Source organism: Pantoea sp. X-Soil-YNGN-785 (assembly GCF_059730585.1).
Window position 1 is genome coordinate 2,765,812 of sequence record NZ_AP035942.1, and the last position, 14,983, is coordinate 2,780,794.

13 protein-coding genes are annotated in these 14,983 nt (G+C 55.3%); 4 read left to right on the forward strand and 9 right to left on the reverse strand.

The window, feature by feature from the left end; translation table 11 throughout:
* Positions 1-151 precede the first annotated feature (151 nt).
* From nrdA to yfaE, 3 genes are all read left to right on the forward strand, one after another.
* On the forward strand, positions 152-2,437 hold the full coding sequence (gene nrdA / locus AC6I8E_RS12745) for a class 1a ribonucleoside-diphosphate reductase subunit alpha (protein ID WP_013358562.1): 2,286 nt from the start codon (positions 152-154) through the stop codon (positions 2,435-2,437).
* Between the two features lie 72 nt (positions 2,438-2,509).
* On the forward strand, positions 2,510-3,640 hold the full coding sequence (gene nrdB, locus AC6I8E_RS12750; protein ID WP_013358563.1) for a class Ia ribonucleoside-diphosphate reductase subunit beta: 1,131 nt from the start codon (positions 2,510-2,512) through the stop codon (positions 3,638-3,640).
* 2 nt (positions 3,641-3,642) lie between these two features.
* A complete protein-coding gene (gene yfaE, locus AC6I8E_RS12755; protein ID WP_013358564.1) occupies positions 3,643-3,903 on the forward strand; it encodes a class I ribonucleotide reductase maintenance protein YfaE in 261 nt (86 codons plus the stop codon).
* A gap of 270 nt (positions 3,904-4,173) precedes the next feature.
* Here the strand turns inward: yfaE and AC6I8E_RS12760 are convergent, their stop codons facing one another.
* Both AC6I8E_RS12760 and elaB read right to left on the reverse strand, forming a co-directional pair.
* On the reverse strand, positions 4,174-5,370 hold the full coding sequence (locus tag AC6I8E_RS12760; RefSeq protein ID WP_497824065.1) for a nicotinamide mononucleotide deamidase-related protein YfaY: 1,197 nt from the start codon (positions 5,368-5,370) through the stop codon (positions 4,174-4,176).
* A gap of 245 nt (positions 5,371-5,615) precedes the next feature.
* Positions 5,616-5,927, reverse strand: coding sequence for a stress response protein ElaB (elaB, locus tag AC6I8E_RS12765; RefSeq protein ID WP_013358566.1), 312 nt, complete (start codon positions 5,925-5,927; stop codon positions 5,616-5,618).
* Between the two features lie 335 nt (positions 5,928-6,262).
* Between elaB and AC6I8E_RS12770 the strand changes: the two genes are divergently transcribed.
* Positions 6,263-7,921: a glucan biosynthesis protein D gene (locus AC6I8E_RS12770; RefSeq protein WP_013358567.1), complete on the forward strand. Its 1,659-nt coding sequence runs from the start codon at positions 6,263-6,265 to the stop codon at positions 7,919-7,921.
* Positions 7,922-7,953: 32 nt separating this feature from the next.
* On the opposite strand, the gene AC6I8E_RS12775 is transcribed toward AC6I8E_RS12770, so the two are convergent.
* The 7 genes from AC6I8E_RS12775 to nuoI form a co-directional block, all read right to left on the reverse strand.
* The gene (locus tag AC6I8E_RS12775) at positions 7,954-8,412 is read right to left on the reverse strand and encodes a GNAT family N-acetyltransferase (protein ID WP_013358568.1); all 459 of its coding nucleotides are present in this window, start codon (positions 8,410-8,412) and stop codon (positions 7,954-7,956) included.
* Positions 8,413-8,542: 130 nt separating this feature from the next.
* Complete coding sequence (nuoN, locus tag AC6I8E_RS12780; RefSeq protein WP_013358569.1) at positions 8,543-10,000, reverse strand: NADH-quinone oxidoreductase subunit NuoN; 1,458 nt, start codon at positions 9,998-10,000, stop codon at positions 8,543-8,545.
* A gap of 6 nt (positions 10,001-10,006) precedes the next feature.
* Positions 10,007-11,527 (reverse strand): NADH-quinone oxidoreductase subunit M, encoded by a 1,521-nt coding sequence (gene nuoM / locus AC6I8E_RS12785; RefSeq protein ID WP_497824066.1) that lies wholly within the window; start codon positions 11,525-11,527, stop codon positions 10,007-10,009.
* Between the two features lie 210 nt (positions 11,528-11,737).
* Entirely contained in the window at positions 11,738-13,573 is a 1,836-nt protein-coding gene (nuoL, locus tag AC6I8E_RS12790) for an NADH-quinone oxidoreductase subunit L (RefSeq protein ID WP_497824067.1), read from the reverse strand.
* Positions 13,570-13,872: an NADH-quinone oxidoreductase subunit NuoK gene (gene nuoK / locus AC6I8E_RS12795; RefSeq protein WP_003854236.1), complete on the reverse strand. Its 303-nt coding sequence runs from the start codon at positions 13,870-13,872 to the stop codon at positions 13,570-13,572. Before nuoK ends, nuoL begins: the two co-directional genes overlap by 4 nt.
* Positions 13,869-14,420, reverse strand: a complete 552-nt coding sequence (gene nuoJ, locus AC6I8E_RS12800) for an NADH-quinone oxidoreductase subunit J (protein ID WP_003854237.1) — start codon at positions 14,418-14,420, stop codon at positions 13,869-13,871. Before nuoJ ends, nuoK begins: the two co-directional genes overlap by 4 nt.
* Before the next feature lie 10 nt (positions 14,421-14,430).
* Entirely contained in the window at positions 14,431-14,973 is a 543-nt protein-coding gene (gene nuoI, locus AC6I8E_RS12805; RefSeq protein ID WP_003854239.1) for an NADH-quinone oxidoreductase subunit NuoI, read from the reverse strand.
* Positions 14,974-14,983: the final 10 nt, after the last annotated feature.

Consider the following 14,983-nt stretch of genomic DNA (forward strand, 5'->3'; position numbering starts at 1 on the left):
AAATACTAAAATAAGCCCCCATGTAGTTATGGTACTTCCCATCACCCCCAAGATGTAGTGTTTATCCACACATTATTCACAATGAATATGCTGTGCATAAGCCGGGATTTCTTTTAATTTTTGGATACTCACGCAAAGGTAAAAACGCGACATGAACCAGAGTCTGCTCGTTACTAAACGCGATGGCCGCCAGGAGCGCATTGACCTCGACAAAATTCACCGTGTGCTGGACTGGGCAGCTGAAGGGCTGAACAACGTCTCAGTTTCACAGGTGGAGCTGCGCTCCCACATTCAGTTCTATGATGGCATCAGAACCTCTGACATTCATGAGACCATCATCAAGGCCGCAGCAGACCTCATCTCTCGCGATGCCCCTGACTATCAGTACCTGGCTGCCCGCCTGGCGATCTTCCACCTGCGCAAAAAAGCGTATGGTCAGTTTGAGCCGCCGAAGCTTTATGACCAGGTCGTTAAGATGGTCGACATGGGCAAATACGATCGCCACCTGCTGGAAGATTACAGCCAGGAAGAGTTCGCACAGATGGACGAGTTCCTCGACCACTGGCGTGACATGAACTTCTCCTACGCCGCGGTAAAGCAGCTGGAAGGCAAATATCTGGTCCAGAACCGCGTCTCGGGCGAAATCTACGAGAGCGCGCAGTTCCTCTACATTCTGGTTGCTGCCTGCCTGTTCTCTGGCTACCCGCGCGACACGCGTATGGATTACATCAAGCGTTTCTATGATGCGATCTCCACGTTTAAAATCTCGCTGCCGACGCCAATCATGTCGGGCGTGCGTACCCCGACACGTCAGTTCAGCTCCTGTGTGCTGATCGAGTGCGGCGATAGCCTGGACTCCATCAACGCCACCTCCAGTGCGATTGTGAAATATGTCTCTCAGCGTGCCGGTATCGGCATCAACGCCGGTCGTATCCGTGCGCTGGGCAGCCCGATTCGCGGTGGTGAAGCGTTCCACACCGGCTGTATCCCGTTCTATAAGCATTTCCAGACCGCAGTGAAGTCCTGTTCTCAGGGCGGCGTACGTGGCGGCGCAGCGACACTGTTCTACCCGATGTGGCATCTGGAAATCGAAAGCCTGCTGGTGCTGAAAAACAACCGTGGCGTTGAAGGCAACCGCGTGCGTCACATGGACTACGGCGTTCAGCTTAACAAGCTGATGTATCAGCGCCTGCTGAAAGGCGAAGACATTACTCTGTTCAGTCCGTCTGACGTCCCTGGCCTCTATGACGCGTTCTTCGCCGATCAGGATGAGTTTGAGCGTCTCTACACCAAATATGAGCAGGATAAGAGCATCCGCCAGCAGCGTGTTAAAGCGGTCGATCTCTTCTCGCTGATGATGCAGGAACGTGCTTCAACTGGCCGTATCTACATTCAGAACGTCGATCACTGCAACACCCACAGCCCGTTTGATCCGCGCATCGCGCCGGTTCGCCAGTCTAACCTCTGCCTGGAAATCGCCCTGCCGACCAAACCGCTGGAAGATGTTAACGACGAAAACGGTGAGATCGCGCTTTGTACGCTTTCTGCGTTTAACCTCGGTGCCATCGAAAGCCTGGACGATCTGGAAGAGCTGGCTACCCTGGCGGTGCGTGCACTGGATGCCCTGCTCGACTATCAGGATTACCCGATTCCGGCTGCCCAGCGTGGTGCCATGGGTCGTCGTACCCTGGGTATCGGCGTCATCAACTACGCCTACTATCTGGCGAAGCACGGTGTGCGCTACTCCGATGGCAGTGCTAATGGCCTGACCCACAAAACCTTTGAAGCGATTCAGTACTACCTGTTGAAAGCGTCAAACGAGCTGGCAAAAGAGCAAGGTGCCTGCCCGTGGTTCAATGAAACCACCTATGCGCAGGGCATTCTGCCAATCGACACCTACAAGAAAGACCTGGACGCAATCAGCAACGAACCGCTGCATCTCGACTGGGAGAGTCTGCGTGAAGAGATTAAAACGCACGGCCTGCGCAACTCGACCCTGTCTGCGCTGATGCCGTCTGAGACCTCGTCGCAGATCTCCAATGCCACTAATGGCATTGAGCCGCCACGTGGCCACATCAGCATCAAAGCATCGAAAGATGGCATCCTGCGTCAGGTAGTGCCGGAGTATGAGCGTCTGAAAGATCAGTACGAGCTGCTGTGGGAAATGCCGAACAACGACGGCTACCTGCAACTGGTGGGTCTGATGCAGAAATTCATCGACCAGGCGATTTCGTCCAACACCAACTACGATCCGTCACGCTTTGCCAACGGTAAAGTGCCGATGAAACAGCTGCTGAAAGATCTGCTGACGGCGTACAAGTTCGGCGTGAAAACGCTCTACTATCAGAACACCCGTGACGGTGCGGAAGATGCGCAGGATGACCTGGCACCTTCTATCCAGGATGATGGCTGCGAAAGCGGCGCCTGTAAGATCTAATGGTCAGGCGGGAGATTCTCCCGCCTCATTCATTTCACGAGGCCTGGCTTCGTCTACTTTTGGACAACTTTTATGGCTTACTCCACTTTCTCACAGAACAAAAATGATCAGCTGAAAGAGCCGATGTTTTTCGGTCAGTCAGTCAACGTGGCGCGCTTTGACCAGCAGAAATATGACATCTTTGAAAAGCTGATCGAAAAGCAGCTCTCCTTCTTCTGGCGTCCGGAAGAGGTGGACGTCTCGCGCGACCGTATCGACTACCAGGCGCTGCCGGACCACGAAAAGCATATCTTCATCAGTAACCTGAAGTATCAGACGCTGCTGGATTCGATTCAGGGTCGCAGCCCGAACGTTGCCCTGCTGCCGCTGATCTCGATTCCTGAACTGGAAACCTGGATTGAAACCTGGGCATTCTCTGAGACGATTCACTCCCGTTCTTACACCCATATCATCCGTAACATCGTGAACGATCCCGCGGTGGTGTTTGACGATATCGTCACCAATGAGCAGATTCTGGCGCGTGCTCAGGATATCTCACGCTATTACGACGATCTGATTGAGATGACCAACTACTGGCATCAGCTGGGCGAAGGCACCCATCAGGTCAACGATAAGCAGGTTGTCGTCAGCCTGCGTGCGCTGAAGAAGCAGCTTTATATCTGTCTGATGAGCGTCAATGCGCTGGAAGCAATCCGTTTCTATGTCAGCTTCGCCTGTTCCTTCGCTTTCGCCGAGCGCGAGCTGATGGAAGGCAACGCTAAAATCATCAAACTGATCGCCCGCGATGAAGCGCTGCACCTGACCGGCACCCAGCACATGCTGAACCTGCTGCGCAGCGGTGAAGACGATCCGGAAATGAAAGAGATTGCGGCAGAGTGCCGTGAAGAGTGCTTCGAGCTGTTTAAGAAGGCGGCGCTGCAGGAGAAAGAGTGGGCAGAATATCTGTTCAGCGGCGGCTCGATGATCGGCCTGAACAAAGACATTCTCTGCCAGTACATTGAGTACATCACCAATATCCGTATGCAGGCGGTGGGTCTTGATCTGCCCTTCCAGACGCGCTCTAACCCGATTCCATGGATCAACTCATGGCTGGTGTCTGACAACGTTCAGGTCGCGCCGCAGGAAGTGGAAGTGAGCTCTTATCTGGTCGGTCAGATCGACTCTGAAGTAGGCGCTAACGACTTCGACGACTTCCAGCTTTAATCATGAGCCGTGACGTTGTTATTCTGCGCACTTCCGGCACCCGGCTGGAATGCACAGACGAGCATACCAACCTGCTAACACTGCTGGAAGCCAACAATCTCTGCGTGGAGTTTCAGTGCCGCGAAGGCTACTGTGGCTCCTGTAGGATGCGGCTGCTGAAAGGCGAAGTGCATTACCCACAGCGGCCGCTGGCCTTTGTGCAGCAGGATGAGATCCTGCCCTGCTGCTGCAAAGCTAAAGGCGAGATTGAGCTTGAGTTATAACTGCAGCAGGCGTCTTTCATTCTGCTGACAAATTCAAATCCGGATAAATTTAACCGCAATGAATTAGTACGAAGCGCAGGGAATACGGTCAGAGGAGGAAAGCGTCCCACGCCATGGATGGCGTGGGTAGAGCAGGTCAGGGATGACGGGTTTTGCGTCTTTCCGATCTGACCGTGTTCCCTTCGCAGGCTGGGTATTACAGCGAGCTGCGACTACCTTTGTCCACATACAAAACGGGCGCCTCAGGCGCCCGTTTTATTTTCACTGACATTACTGTCTGACAGTTTCAACCACATGAATCCAGCCGTGACCGGTGCTCACTTCACTGCCGTGCAACCAGCGACGCAGCATGTTCATCGCCATCATCGCCACCACCTTCTGCCGCGTTTCAAGGTTATAGCGACCGGTGCTGAACTTCACGCGCTGACCAAAACTGCCCTCTGGCGTATGCAACGCCACCGAAATCTCTTCCTGCTCCAGGCTGCCAACAGAGAGTGCCAGCGCTGCCTGCTGCTGCGCGGCAAGATCGCGGGTGCGGCTCACCTGCTGCTCCAGCGTCTCCAACTTTGGTGGCAGAATGTCCGCGCCACGCAACGGCACGCTGGCGGCCGCCAGTTGCCAGTAAAGCAGACCGGCGGTGTATTGCTCGCTGACCGCCAGTTGTTCACCGCGCTGCTCCAGCTCGCGGGCCAGCAGTGCCGGCAGACCTTCGGTGCCTTCAAAAATGGTGCACTCCGCCAGAAGCAGACGCACCTGCTGCCACACCTGCTCCATCGCCACCCGCTGGCTGGCCGGGCCGGTAAGCTTGATCTCGATGATTGGCATCGATGAGCGATACCCCATCACCACCCCTTCCGGCAGGGCGAGTGGCTCCAGTTCGGCGGCTATATCACTTTCACCGCGACCAAAGGTGGTCAGCCGCAGACAAACCGGCGGTTCGGGCGGCGAGAATTTTGTTTTCAGACGCGGAATGATCTGTTGCTCCACCATCACTTTAAATTCAGACGGCACGCCAGGCGTGAAGAACATCCAGCAGCGATTGAGTTGCAGGGCAAAGCCACAGGCGGTTCCGACCGGATTATCAATCAGCTCCGCATTGACCGGGATTTCAGCCTGCTTGCGATTGCTGGCCGCCATTATCCGCCCGCGACTGGCAAACCAGGCTTCCATCTGCTCCAGCCACTCCTGCTGCATCGCCAGTTCAACCCCACAGGCGCGGGCTGCAGCCAGCGCACTCAGATCGTCACTGGTTGGCCCCAGACCGCCGTTGACGATCAGCACATCGGCTTCATGACTGCGCGCCTGCAGCGTAGCGATCAGCGACTCGAGTGAATCCCCTACCGTGGTGCGACTGGTCATGGGCAAACCCTGCTGGAACAGCATATCCGCCAGCCAGGCTGCATTGGTGTCGACGATTTGGCCATGCAGCACCTCATCCCCGGTTGACAGCATCTCTACTCTAATCACGTCGGATTCTCCTTTTCACGTTTGCTTCACTGTATGAAGTCCACCCGGGAAACACAATCGGCATGACCAGCGATTGTGATTGTTGCGGCTAAGGCAGCACGTTGCGCTTAAATGTCAGAGGGTTGAGCGGGATTCAATGGCGCAGATGAGTGAATTCAGGGCAGTAAGAAGTCAACAAAAACGGCGGGATTTCCCCGCCGTTTTTCACTGCAGTTGTCTGCTACATCTGAATGAGCAGGTCGCGATTAGCGACGGGCCAGCAGCAGACCGAGCACCAGACCGGCAGTTGCGCCAATACCGACGCCCTGCCACGGTTTTTCATGCACGTAATCGTCAGCGCGGTAAGCCGCCTGTTTAGCGCGATAGTAATAGCTATCTGACGCCTGGCTGACACGGGATTTCACATCGTTCAGCGCCTGTTCGGCTTTGCTTTTGAGCTCAATGTACTTCTGATCGGCCGGATCGCCTGATGCCTTAAGCACTTCTTCCAGCGTTTCGGTCAGTAACGCAATATCGTCATCGAGGTTCGTTTCGAATTGATTTGTCTGGTTTACCATCGTTTCCTCCGTGTGAATTGCAAAGCAGTTCATTAACTATAGTCATAATCTGGCGCTCTGCTGTTTTCCTGTTCCAGGAATCACCTGATTTTTCATCTGCTAAAGTTGCTCAACTCAGGCGGTGCGCCGTTTCGCTGCGCAAAGAAGTGTAAGACGCCACGGCAACCGCCGAATTTCGCTTCGCTTCTTTGATTAATCTGATAAATTTTGTCGGGACTGAATTTTCCAGTAACACTACTGTCGTACCCCTCTGTTGCCTGTGATTATCGGGCCATAAAAGTGCATTTGGCACAACAGTCACGACACCCTCGAACAGCTAAGGAATGATCTCTGGCATGAATCGAAGAATGTTTATGAAAGCGTCAATGGCCTTCTCCGCCGTCAGCGGCATGACCGGCCTGTCAACGCTGTTTGCGCAATCCGCATGGGCAGAAGATGGCATTGCTGACGGAACCGCCGTACGCTTCGATTTTGACGTACTGAAGAAAAACGCGGCCGCGCTGGCTAAAAAACCCTGGGGCGGTGCACCAGGCGCGCTGCCGGAGACGCTGGCTACACTGACCCCGCAGGCGTACAACGAAATTCAGTATGACGCTAACCACTCGCTGTGGAATAACCTGCCTGACCGTCAACTGGATGTGCAGTTCTTCCATGTTGGTATGGGCTTTAAGCGTCGCATCCGTATGTTCTCTGTTGACGGCGCAAGCCGCGAGGCGCGCGAAATTCATTTCCGCCCCGAGCTATTCAACTACAACAACGCCCACGTGGATACAAAGCAGCTGGAGGGCAAAACTGACCTCGGCTTCGCCGGTTTCCGCGCCTTTAAAAAGCCGGAGCTGGCCCGTCGCGACATCGTCTCTTTCCTCGGCGCAAGCTACTTCCGTGCCGTTGACGATACCTTCCAGTACGGTCTCTCGGCGCGTGGCGTGGCGATTAACACTTTCAGCAACGGTCAGGAAGAGTTCCCGGACTTCACCGCCTTCTGGTTTGAAACGCCAAAAGCGGAAGATACCACTTTCACCTGTTACGCCCTGCTGGATGGTGCCAGCCTTACCGGTGCTTATAAGTTCATCATTCATTGCGAAGAGAAACGCGTGGTGATGGAAGTAGAAAACCACCTGTTTGCCCGTAAAGAGATCCGTCAGATCGGCATCTCGCCAATGACCAGCATGTTTAGCTGTGGCACCAACGAACGTCGCATGTGCAACACTTACCATCCACAGATCCACGACTCCGATCGTCTGGCAATGTGGACCGGTAAAGGCGAATGGATTGCCCGCCCGCTGAATAATCCGCAGCGTCTGCAGTTCAACGCCTATGAAGATGAGAATCCACGTGGCTTTGGCCTGCTGCAGCTGAATCACGACTTCAAAGATTATCAGGATGTGATTGGCTGGTATGACAAACGTCCGAGCCTGTGGGTTGAGCCGGTTGGCAAGTGGGGCAAAGGCGCGATCAACCTGATGGAGATCCCAACCACGGGTGAAACGCTGGATAACATCGTCTGCTTCTGGCAACCGGCGGAACCGGTCAAAGCGGGTAGTGAGCTGAACTTCTCCTACAAACTCTACTGGAGTGGTCTGCCGCCAGTGCGAAGCGGTCTGGCGCGTGTGGATGCCACCCGTACCGGTATCGGTGGCTTCCCGGAAGGCTGGGCGCCTGGCGAGCACTTCCCTGAAACCTGGTGCCGTCGCTTCGCCATCGATTTTATTGGTGGTGATCTGCAGGCTGCCGCGCCGAAAGGCATTGAGCCGGTGATTACTGTCTCATCGGGCAGCGTGAAGCAGGTTGAAATTCTGTATGTCGATCCGCTGAAGGGATACCGCATTCTGTTTGACTGGTATCCGAACAGTGATTCCACCCAGCCGGTGGAGATGCGTCTGTTCCTGCGTAGCAAGGATGAAACGCTGAGCGAAACGTGGCTTTATCAGTATTTCCCGCCTGCGCCGGATCAGCGCAAATATGTCGATGACCGTCAGATGACGGTGGGTTGATGGAAACAGGCGAGGCTCAGGCCTCGCCTTTTTTATAGCGCAGTTTTCACCATATCAATATGCGGAATGCCATCTTCCAGGTAGCTCTCCCCTGCCGCCACAAAGCCATACTGCCCGTAAAAATTTTCCAGATGTGCCTGAGCGGAGAGAAACAGATCGTGACCCGGCCAGTGCAGCTGACAACGGCTGATCGCCTTCTCCATCAGACGGCTGCCCAGCCGCGCACCACGCACCCGATCGGACACAATCACCCGTCCGATTTTTACCGGGCTGGTCTTATCTTCCGGCGAGAGAAGTCGCGCATAGGCCACCAACTGGCCATCCGCTATCCCCAGCAGATGCCGGTTTCCTGCCTGCAAATCTTTGCCATCCACATCCTGATACGCGCACTGCTGTTCCACGACGAACACGGCACTGCGCAATGCCAGTAAGTCATAAAGTTCCCGGGCGGTGAGTTCGCTATGGTGTTTATCCTGCCAGTCAATGTTCATGGTCTCTCCTTGCTAATCACAACACGCTACATCAGAACGGTGCCGCCATCCAGCATCGGCAGGGTTACCTCGTCTTAAAGGCAAAAAAAATCAGGCCCGGAGGCCTGATTCATCAGTTGCAGATACCTGCTTACATCAGCGGCTGAGCCATCTGCACCAGTCTGATCAGCGGCTGCGGGTAAACCCCTAACAGCAGCACCAGAATGGCGGAGATCAGCACGACCACACCACCGGCGGTAAATGCCCAGTTAGCCGGGGTGTCACGGGTGTGCAGTTCCGGCGGGCTGAGGTAGAGACTGACCGTCACGCGCAGATAGTAATAGAGGCCAATCGCGCTGCCCGCGACCACGGCACCGGTCAGCCACCACAGGTGAGCACTGACACCTGACGCGATAACGTAGAATTTACCGATAAAGCCCAGCGTCATCGGGATACCTGCCAGCGACAGCATCATCACTGTCATCACCGCTGACAGGACAGGACGATGCCAGAACAGGCCACGATAAGAGTAGAGTGAGTCGGCATCCGGGCCACGATACGGGCTGGACATCAGGCTCACCACACCAAAGGCACCCAGGCTGCTGAACAGATAACCCGCCAGGTAAACACCCGAGGTTTCCAGCGACAGCTGATGATCTTTCACCGCAATCAGCGCGACCAGCAGATAACCGAGATGGGCGATAGAGGAGTAACCCAGCAGACGCTTGATGTTGCTCTGCGAAATCGCCATCAGGTTACCGAACAGAATCGACACAAACGCGATCATGGCCAGTACCGTTCGCACCGCTTCGCTGTCAGTCACCGGCGCATACATGAACAGACGCATGATGACACCGAAGATGGCAATCTTGCTGGCGGTGGCCAGGAAGGTTGAAACCGGTGCAGGCGCCCCCTGATAAACATCGGGCGTCCAGAGGTGGAACGGAACCAGTGAGAGCTTGAAGCCAAGACCGATGATCATCATGCCCAGACCCACCAGCAGCAGTGGCTCGTGAATCATGCTGTCCGTCAGGCTCTGACCCAGCGCCACGAAGCTCAGATTACCGGAGTCGGCGTAGATCAGCGCAATACCAAACAGCAGGAATGAGGAGGCTGCCGCTGAGAGGATGGTGTATTTCAGCGCCGCTTCCAGCGAGCGTTTCTGGCGGAAAGCGTAACCAATCAGACCAAACAGAGGCAGCGATAACAGCTCAATGCCGATGAACAGCGAAGCCAGATGGTTAGCACTGGCCAGCACGATGCCACCCAGCGCCGCAATCAGCACCAGCAGGTAGAACTCATCTTTGTTGTCCGGGTAACCCGCCAGCCATGGATAGGCAAAGGTACAGGTCGCCAGGCTCGCCAGCATCACCAGCGCGGTGTAAAACATCGAATAGCCATCGACGCGCAGCAGCGGCGTGACATCCATTGCCCCGACCTGACCGACAAAGTAGAGCGAGAGCAGCGCCAGGTTCAGGCCAACTACCGTTAGCGTGGCGTTAACGAAGTGGTTGCGTCGCCAGGCAATGGACAGCATCACAACCACCACCGTCAATCCGACGATTAACAGCGGTAGCAACGCAATCAATTGGTGAGGAGTTATTGTCATGGCGAATTACGGCCTTGTAGTTGAAATTGAAGCGGTAAACCACTGCTGAATATTGCTCATGGCAGCGTGCGAAGTATCCAGAATCGGCTGTGGATAGACGCCCAGCAGCACCAGCAGCACCACCAGAACACCGATGGTCATAAACTCACGCGGTGACATGCCTGGCAGCGGATCTTTCGATTTCGCTTCGCCGTAGTAAGCACGCTGCATCATCACCAGCGAGTAAATCGAAGCGAACACCAGACCAAAGGTCGCGATGATGATAATCATCGGCACCACATGGAAGCTGCCGGTCAGAATCATAAATTCGCCGACAAAGTTACCGGTGCCCGGCATACCGAGGTTGGCGACTGCAAAGAACAGCGACAGACCCGGAATCCATTTGATGCGCGACCACAGGCCACCCATCTGACGCATATCACGGGTATGCAGACGCTCATACAGCTGACCACACAGAATGAAGAGTGCCGCAGCGGACAGACCGTGTGCAATCATCTGAATCACCGCACCCTGCAGCGCCAGCTGGCTGCCGGTGTAGATGGCAATCAGCACAAAGCCCATGTGCGAAATCGAGGTATAGGCAATCAGACGTTTGATATCGGTCTGCGAGAAGGCCATCCACGCACCGTAGAAGATACCGATGATGCCTAACCACATGGCGATTGGCGCAAACTCGGCTGACGCGTTCGGGAACAGCGGCAGGCTGAAACGCAGTAAGCCGTAAGCCGCGGTTTTCAGCAGGATACCCGCCAGGTCAACAGAACCGGCTGTGGGTGCCTGACTGTGCGCATCCGGCAGCCAGCCGTGCAATGGCACAACCGGCATCTTGACCGCAAAGGCGATAAAGAAGCCCAGCATCAGCAGATATTCAACACCGCTCGACATTGGCGTCTGCAGCAGCTGTTCGTAGTTGAATGTCCAGACGCCGGTCGCGTTGTAGTGGACAAACACCAGGCCCAGAATCGCAATCAGCATCACCAGACCCGAAGCCTGGGTATAGATGAAGAATTTGGTCGCAGCGGAAATACGGGTTTTACCGTCCGATGCTTTATGACCCCAGAGCGCGATGAGGAAGTACATCGGCACCAGCATCATTTCCCAGAAGAAGAAGAACAGGAACAGGTCGATGGAGAGGAACACACCGATTACGCCGCCCAGGATCCACATCAGATTCAGATGGAAGAAGCCCTGATACTTTGAGATCTCATTCCATGAACAGAGCACCGCCATCAGACCGAGCAGGCCGGTCAGCACCACCATCAGCAGCGAAAGGCCATCGATGGCTAAATGGAAGCTAATGCCGAAGCGTGGGATCCACGGAACGGAGAAACTTGACTGCCACTGCGGAATGCCCGCTGCCTGCGTCAGTGAATAGCCTCCCTGCAACCAGAGTTGCAGTGAAAGCGCCAACGTCAGCCCCATGGTGATCAGCGCAATCCAGCGTGGCACCTTCGCGCCAAGGCGCTCAGTAAGCCAGCAGATCAGACCGCCGACGAAGGGTATGATAATTAGCCAAGGTAATAACACGGCACACTTCCCTTTTCTTTGTCTTAGTTCGGGCTATCTTACTTGCCATTTTGCTTCCCGGCAGTGCTCGCAATCCTCACATACCTCGGTATGCTCCGGTTGCTGCGCGCTGGCGGTAACCAAACTGGCTGCGACGATAACGCCCTTGCTCAGGACAATTTTTGACATTCTCAATGGGCAGGTTAACTAACCTGCCCCGCTCATCAATCTTTAAATCACCAGCAGCAGAGCCAGCACCAGCACGGCACCCACACTCATTGACGCCACGTACCAGCGCAGGTAGCCATTTTCACTGACCACCAGACCTTTATTGGCAATGCGTGACAGCAGCGCAGGCAGGTTCATCAGACCATTCAGTGGGTCGCGCTTCAGCAGCCACGCAATACCCAGGTAAGGTTTGACGAACACTTTATCGTAGAGCCAGTCGAAGCCCCATGCCGCAAACCACCAGGTGCCGAAGAAGCGGCCCGGTGCACTTTTTGCGATACGGGTTACCAGCTCACGTTTGCCCAGCCACAGTGCGGCTGCGATCAGAATGCCAACGATCGCGACCACGCCCGAGGTGATTTCCAGTCCCACTTTGCCCGCTTCACCGAACTCATTGGCTGGCAGTACACCCGCCAGCGGTGGCGTAATCAGCGCACCAATAAAGGTGGAGAGCAGCAGCAGCACAATCAGCGGCAGATGATGGGTAATGCCTTTACCGGCGTGTGCATGAATTTTCTCTTCGCCATGGAACACGATGAAGATCATGCGGAAGGTATAGATGGAGGTCAGGAACGCCCCGACCAGACCCGCTACCATCAGATTAATGTGGCCGTTAGCCAGCGCACCAAACAGAATTTCATCTTTACTGTAGAAGCCCGCCGTAATCAGCGGCAGTGCCGCCAGCGCCGCGCCACCGACCAGGAAGCAGGTGTAGACCAGCGGAATGCTCTTACGCAAGCCACCCATTTTGAAGATGTTCTGCTCGTGATGGCAGGCCAGAATCACTGAACCCGAGGAGAGGAACAGTAATGCTTTAAAGAAGGCGTGCGTCATCAGATGGAAAATCGCCGCATCCCACGCCTGAACGCCCAGCGCCAGGAACATGTAGCCAATCTGGCTCATGGTAGAGTAAGCGAGAACGCGTTTGATGTCGGTCTGCACCAGCGCGGCAAAGCCCGCCAGCACCAGGGTAATCGCCCCGATGATGCCGACCAGATGCAGCACTTCCGGCGTCAGCAGGAAGAGACCGTGGCTGCGGGCAATCAGGTAAACACCCGCCGTCACCATGGTCGCGGCGTGAATCAGCGCCGAAACCGGTGTCGGACCCGCCATCGCATCGGCCAGCCAGGTCTGCAATGGCAGCTGTGCCGATTTACCGACCGCGCCACCCAGCAGCATCAGCGTCGCCCACTGCAGCATATGGTTGTCTGCAGCAAAGTGCGCCGGAGCCAGTTCCATCATCTCGCGGAAGTTCAGCGTGCCCAGCTCGTTGTAGAGAATGAACAGACCGAATGCCAGAAAGACGTCGCCCACGCGGGTAATGATGAACGCTTTCATCGCCGCTTTGCCGTTTTCCGGATTGCTGTAGTAGAAACCGATCAGCAGATAAGAGCAGAGCCCTACCCCTTCCCAGCCCAGATACATCAGCATCAGGTTATCGGCCAGCACCAGAACCACCATGCTGGCGATAAACAGGTTGGTGTAGGCGAAGAAGCGGGAGTAGCCCTCCTCTCCACGCATGTACCAGGAGGCGAACATATGAATGAAGAAGCCGACACCGGTTACGACCGACAGCATGGTCAGCGACAGGCCGTCCAGCGTCAGATTCACCTTCATGTCGAAATTGCCGACATGCATCCACGTCCAGAGTGCCTGGGTGTAAGCTTGCTGGCCATTGGCGAAGAAGTCGAAACCGATCATTGCCGTAGTCAGTGCTGCCAGACCCACCGATCCCATACCCACCGTGGCCGACAGGTTCTCTGACCAGCGACCGCGGGAAAACGCTAACAGCAGAAAGCCGATCAGCGGAAACAAGACAGTTAAATAGAGAAGATTCATCCGCGCATCTCGCTCACAGTATCAATGTTCAGCGTCTGACGACGACGATAGAGCTGAAGCAGCAGTGCCAGACCAATACTGGCTTCCGCTGCCGCCAGGCTGATAGCCAGGATATACATCACCTGTCCATCGGCCTGACCCCAGTAGCTCCCGGCAACCACCAGAGCTAAAGCGGCGGCGTTGATCATGATTTCAAGGCCGATCAGCATAAACAGCAGATTGCGGCGTATCACCAGCGACGTCAGTCCAAGGACAAACAGCACGGCAGCAAGAATCAATCCATGTTGTAACGGGATCATGCGTTCTCCTTTTTCACCTGAGCGGCGTCAGCATTACGGTTACTCAGGACTTCGCCCTGACGCTCTTCACGACCGATATGGAACGCCACGACCAGACCCGCCAGCAGCAGCATCGAAGCCAGTTCAACCGCCAGCACGTAAGGACCAAACAGGCTGATGCCGACCGCTTTGGCGTCGATGATGGTGCCATCAATGCCCTGGTCATTGGCTGTCAGGATGGCGTAGATCATTACCACCAGCAGCAGTAATGAAACGATGCCCGGTCCAATCCATAGCGACGGACTGAGCCACTCACGCTCCTGCTTCTCGGTCTGTTTGCCCAGGTTCAGCATCATGACCACGAAGACGAACAGCACCATGATGGCCCCGGCGTAGACGATGATCTCGAGGGCACCGGCAAAATAGGCCCCCATCGAGAAGAAGACGCCCGCAATCGACAACAGCGAAACGATCAGGTACAGCAACGCATGTACCGGATTAGTGTGGGTAATGACGCGCAACGTCGTCAGCACCGCCACCAGTCCGCAAAGATAAAACGCAAATTCCATGCCTTGCTCCTTAAGGTAATAAGCCTTTGACGTCGATAGGCTTCGCTTCGTTTTCCGCTTCGCCCTTATCTTTACCGTCAATCGCCATACCTGCCATGCGGTAGAAGTTGTACTCCGGATATTTACCCGGCCCCGAAATCAGCAGATCGTCCTTCTCATACACCAGATCCTGACGCTTAAACTCACCCAGTTCGAAATCCGGGGTCAGCTGAATCGCCGTGGTCGGACAGGCTTCCTCACACATGCCACAGAAGATGCAGCGTGAGAAGTTGATGCGGAAGAACTCCGGGTACCAGCGGCCATCTTTGGTTTCAGCTTTCTGCAGTGAAATACAGCCAACCGGACAGGCAACCGCACACAGGTTACAGGCAACGCAACGCTCCTGGCCGTCCGGATCGCGGGTTAACACGATACGGCCACGATAGCGCGGTGGCAGATAAACCGGCTCTTCCGGGTACATCTGCGTTTCACGTTTGGCGAAGGCATGCAGCCCAATCAGCCAGATACTGCGAACTGTCGTGCCGAAACCTACGACAATATCTTTCAAAGTCATTTGTTAACCC

What these genes read in the sequence shown, in the direction of transcription:
- nuoL (WP_497824067.1), bottom strand. Translation starts at nt 13,573, where the DNA reads ATGAATCTTCTCTATTTAACTGTCTTGTTTCCGCTGATCGGCTTTCTG.
- AC6I8E_RS12775 (WP_013358568.1), bottom strand. Translation starts at nt 8,412, where the DNA reads ATGAACATTGACTGGCAGGATAAACACCATAGCGAACTCACCGCCCGG.
- nuoN (WP_013358569.1), bottom strand. Translation starts at nt 10,000, where the DNA reads ATGACAATAACTCCTCACCAATTGATTGCGTTGCTACCGCTGTTAATC.
- nuoK (WP_003854236.1), bottom strand. Translation starts at nt 13,872, where the DNA reads ATGATCCCGTTACAACATGGATTGATTCTTGCTGCCGTGCTGTTTGTC.
- nrdA (WP_013358562.1), top strand. Translation starts at nt 152, where the DNA reads ATGAACCAGAGTCTGCTCGTTACTAAACGCGATGGCCGCCAGGAGCGC.
- AC6I8E_RS12770 (WP_013358567.1), top strand. Translation starts at nt 6,263, where the DNA reads ATGAATCGAAGAATGTTTATGAAAGCGTCAATGGCCTTCTCCGCCGTC.
- yfaE (WP_013358564.1), top strand. Translation starts at nt 3,643, where the DNA reads ATGAGCCGTGACGTTGTTATTCTGCGCACTTCCGGCACCCGGCTGGAA.
- nuoJ (WP_003854237.1), bottom strand. Translation starts at nt 14,420, where the DNA reads ATGGAATTTGCGTTTTATCTTTGCGGACTGGTGGCGGTGCTGACGACG.
- nrdB (WP_013358563.1), top strand. Translation starts at nt 2,510, where the DNA reads ATGGCTTACTCCACTTTCTCACAGAACAAAAATGATCAGCTGAAAGAG.
- nuoI (WP_003854239.1), bottom strand. Translation starts at nt 14,973, where the DNA reads ATGACTTTGAAAGATATTGTCGTAGGTTTCGGCACGACAGTTCGCAGT.
- elaB (WP_013358566.1), bottom strand. Translation starts at nt 5,927, where the DNA reads ATGGTAAACCAGACAAATCAATTCGAAACGAACCTCGATGACGATATT.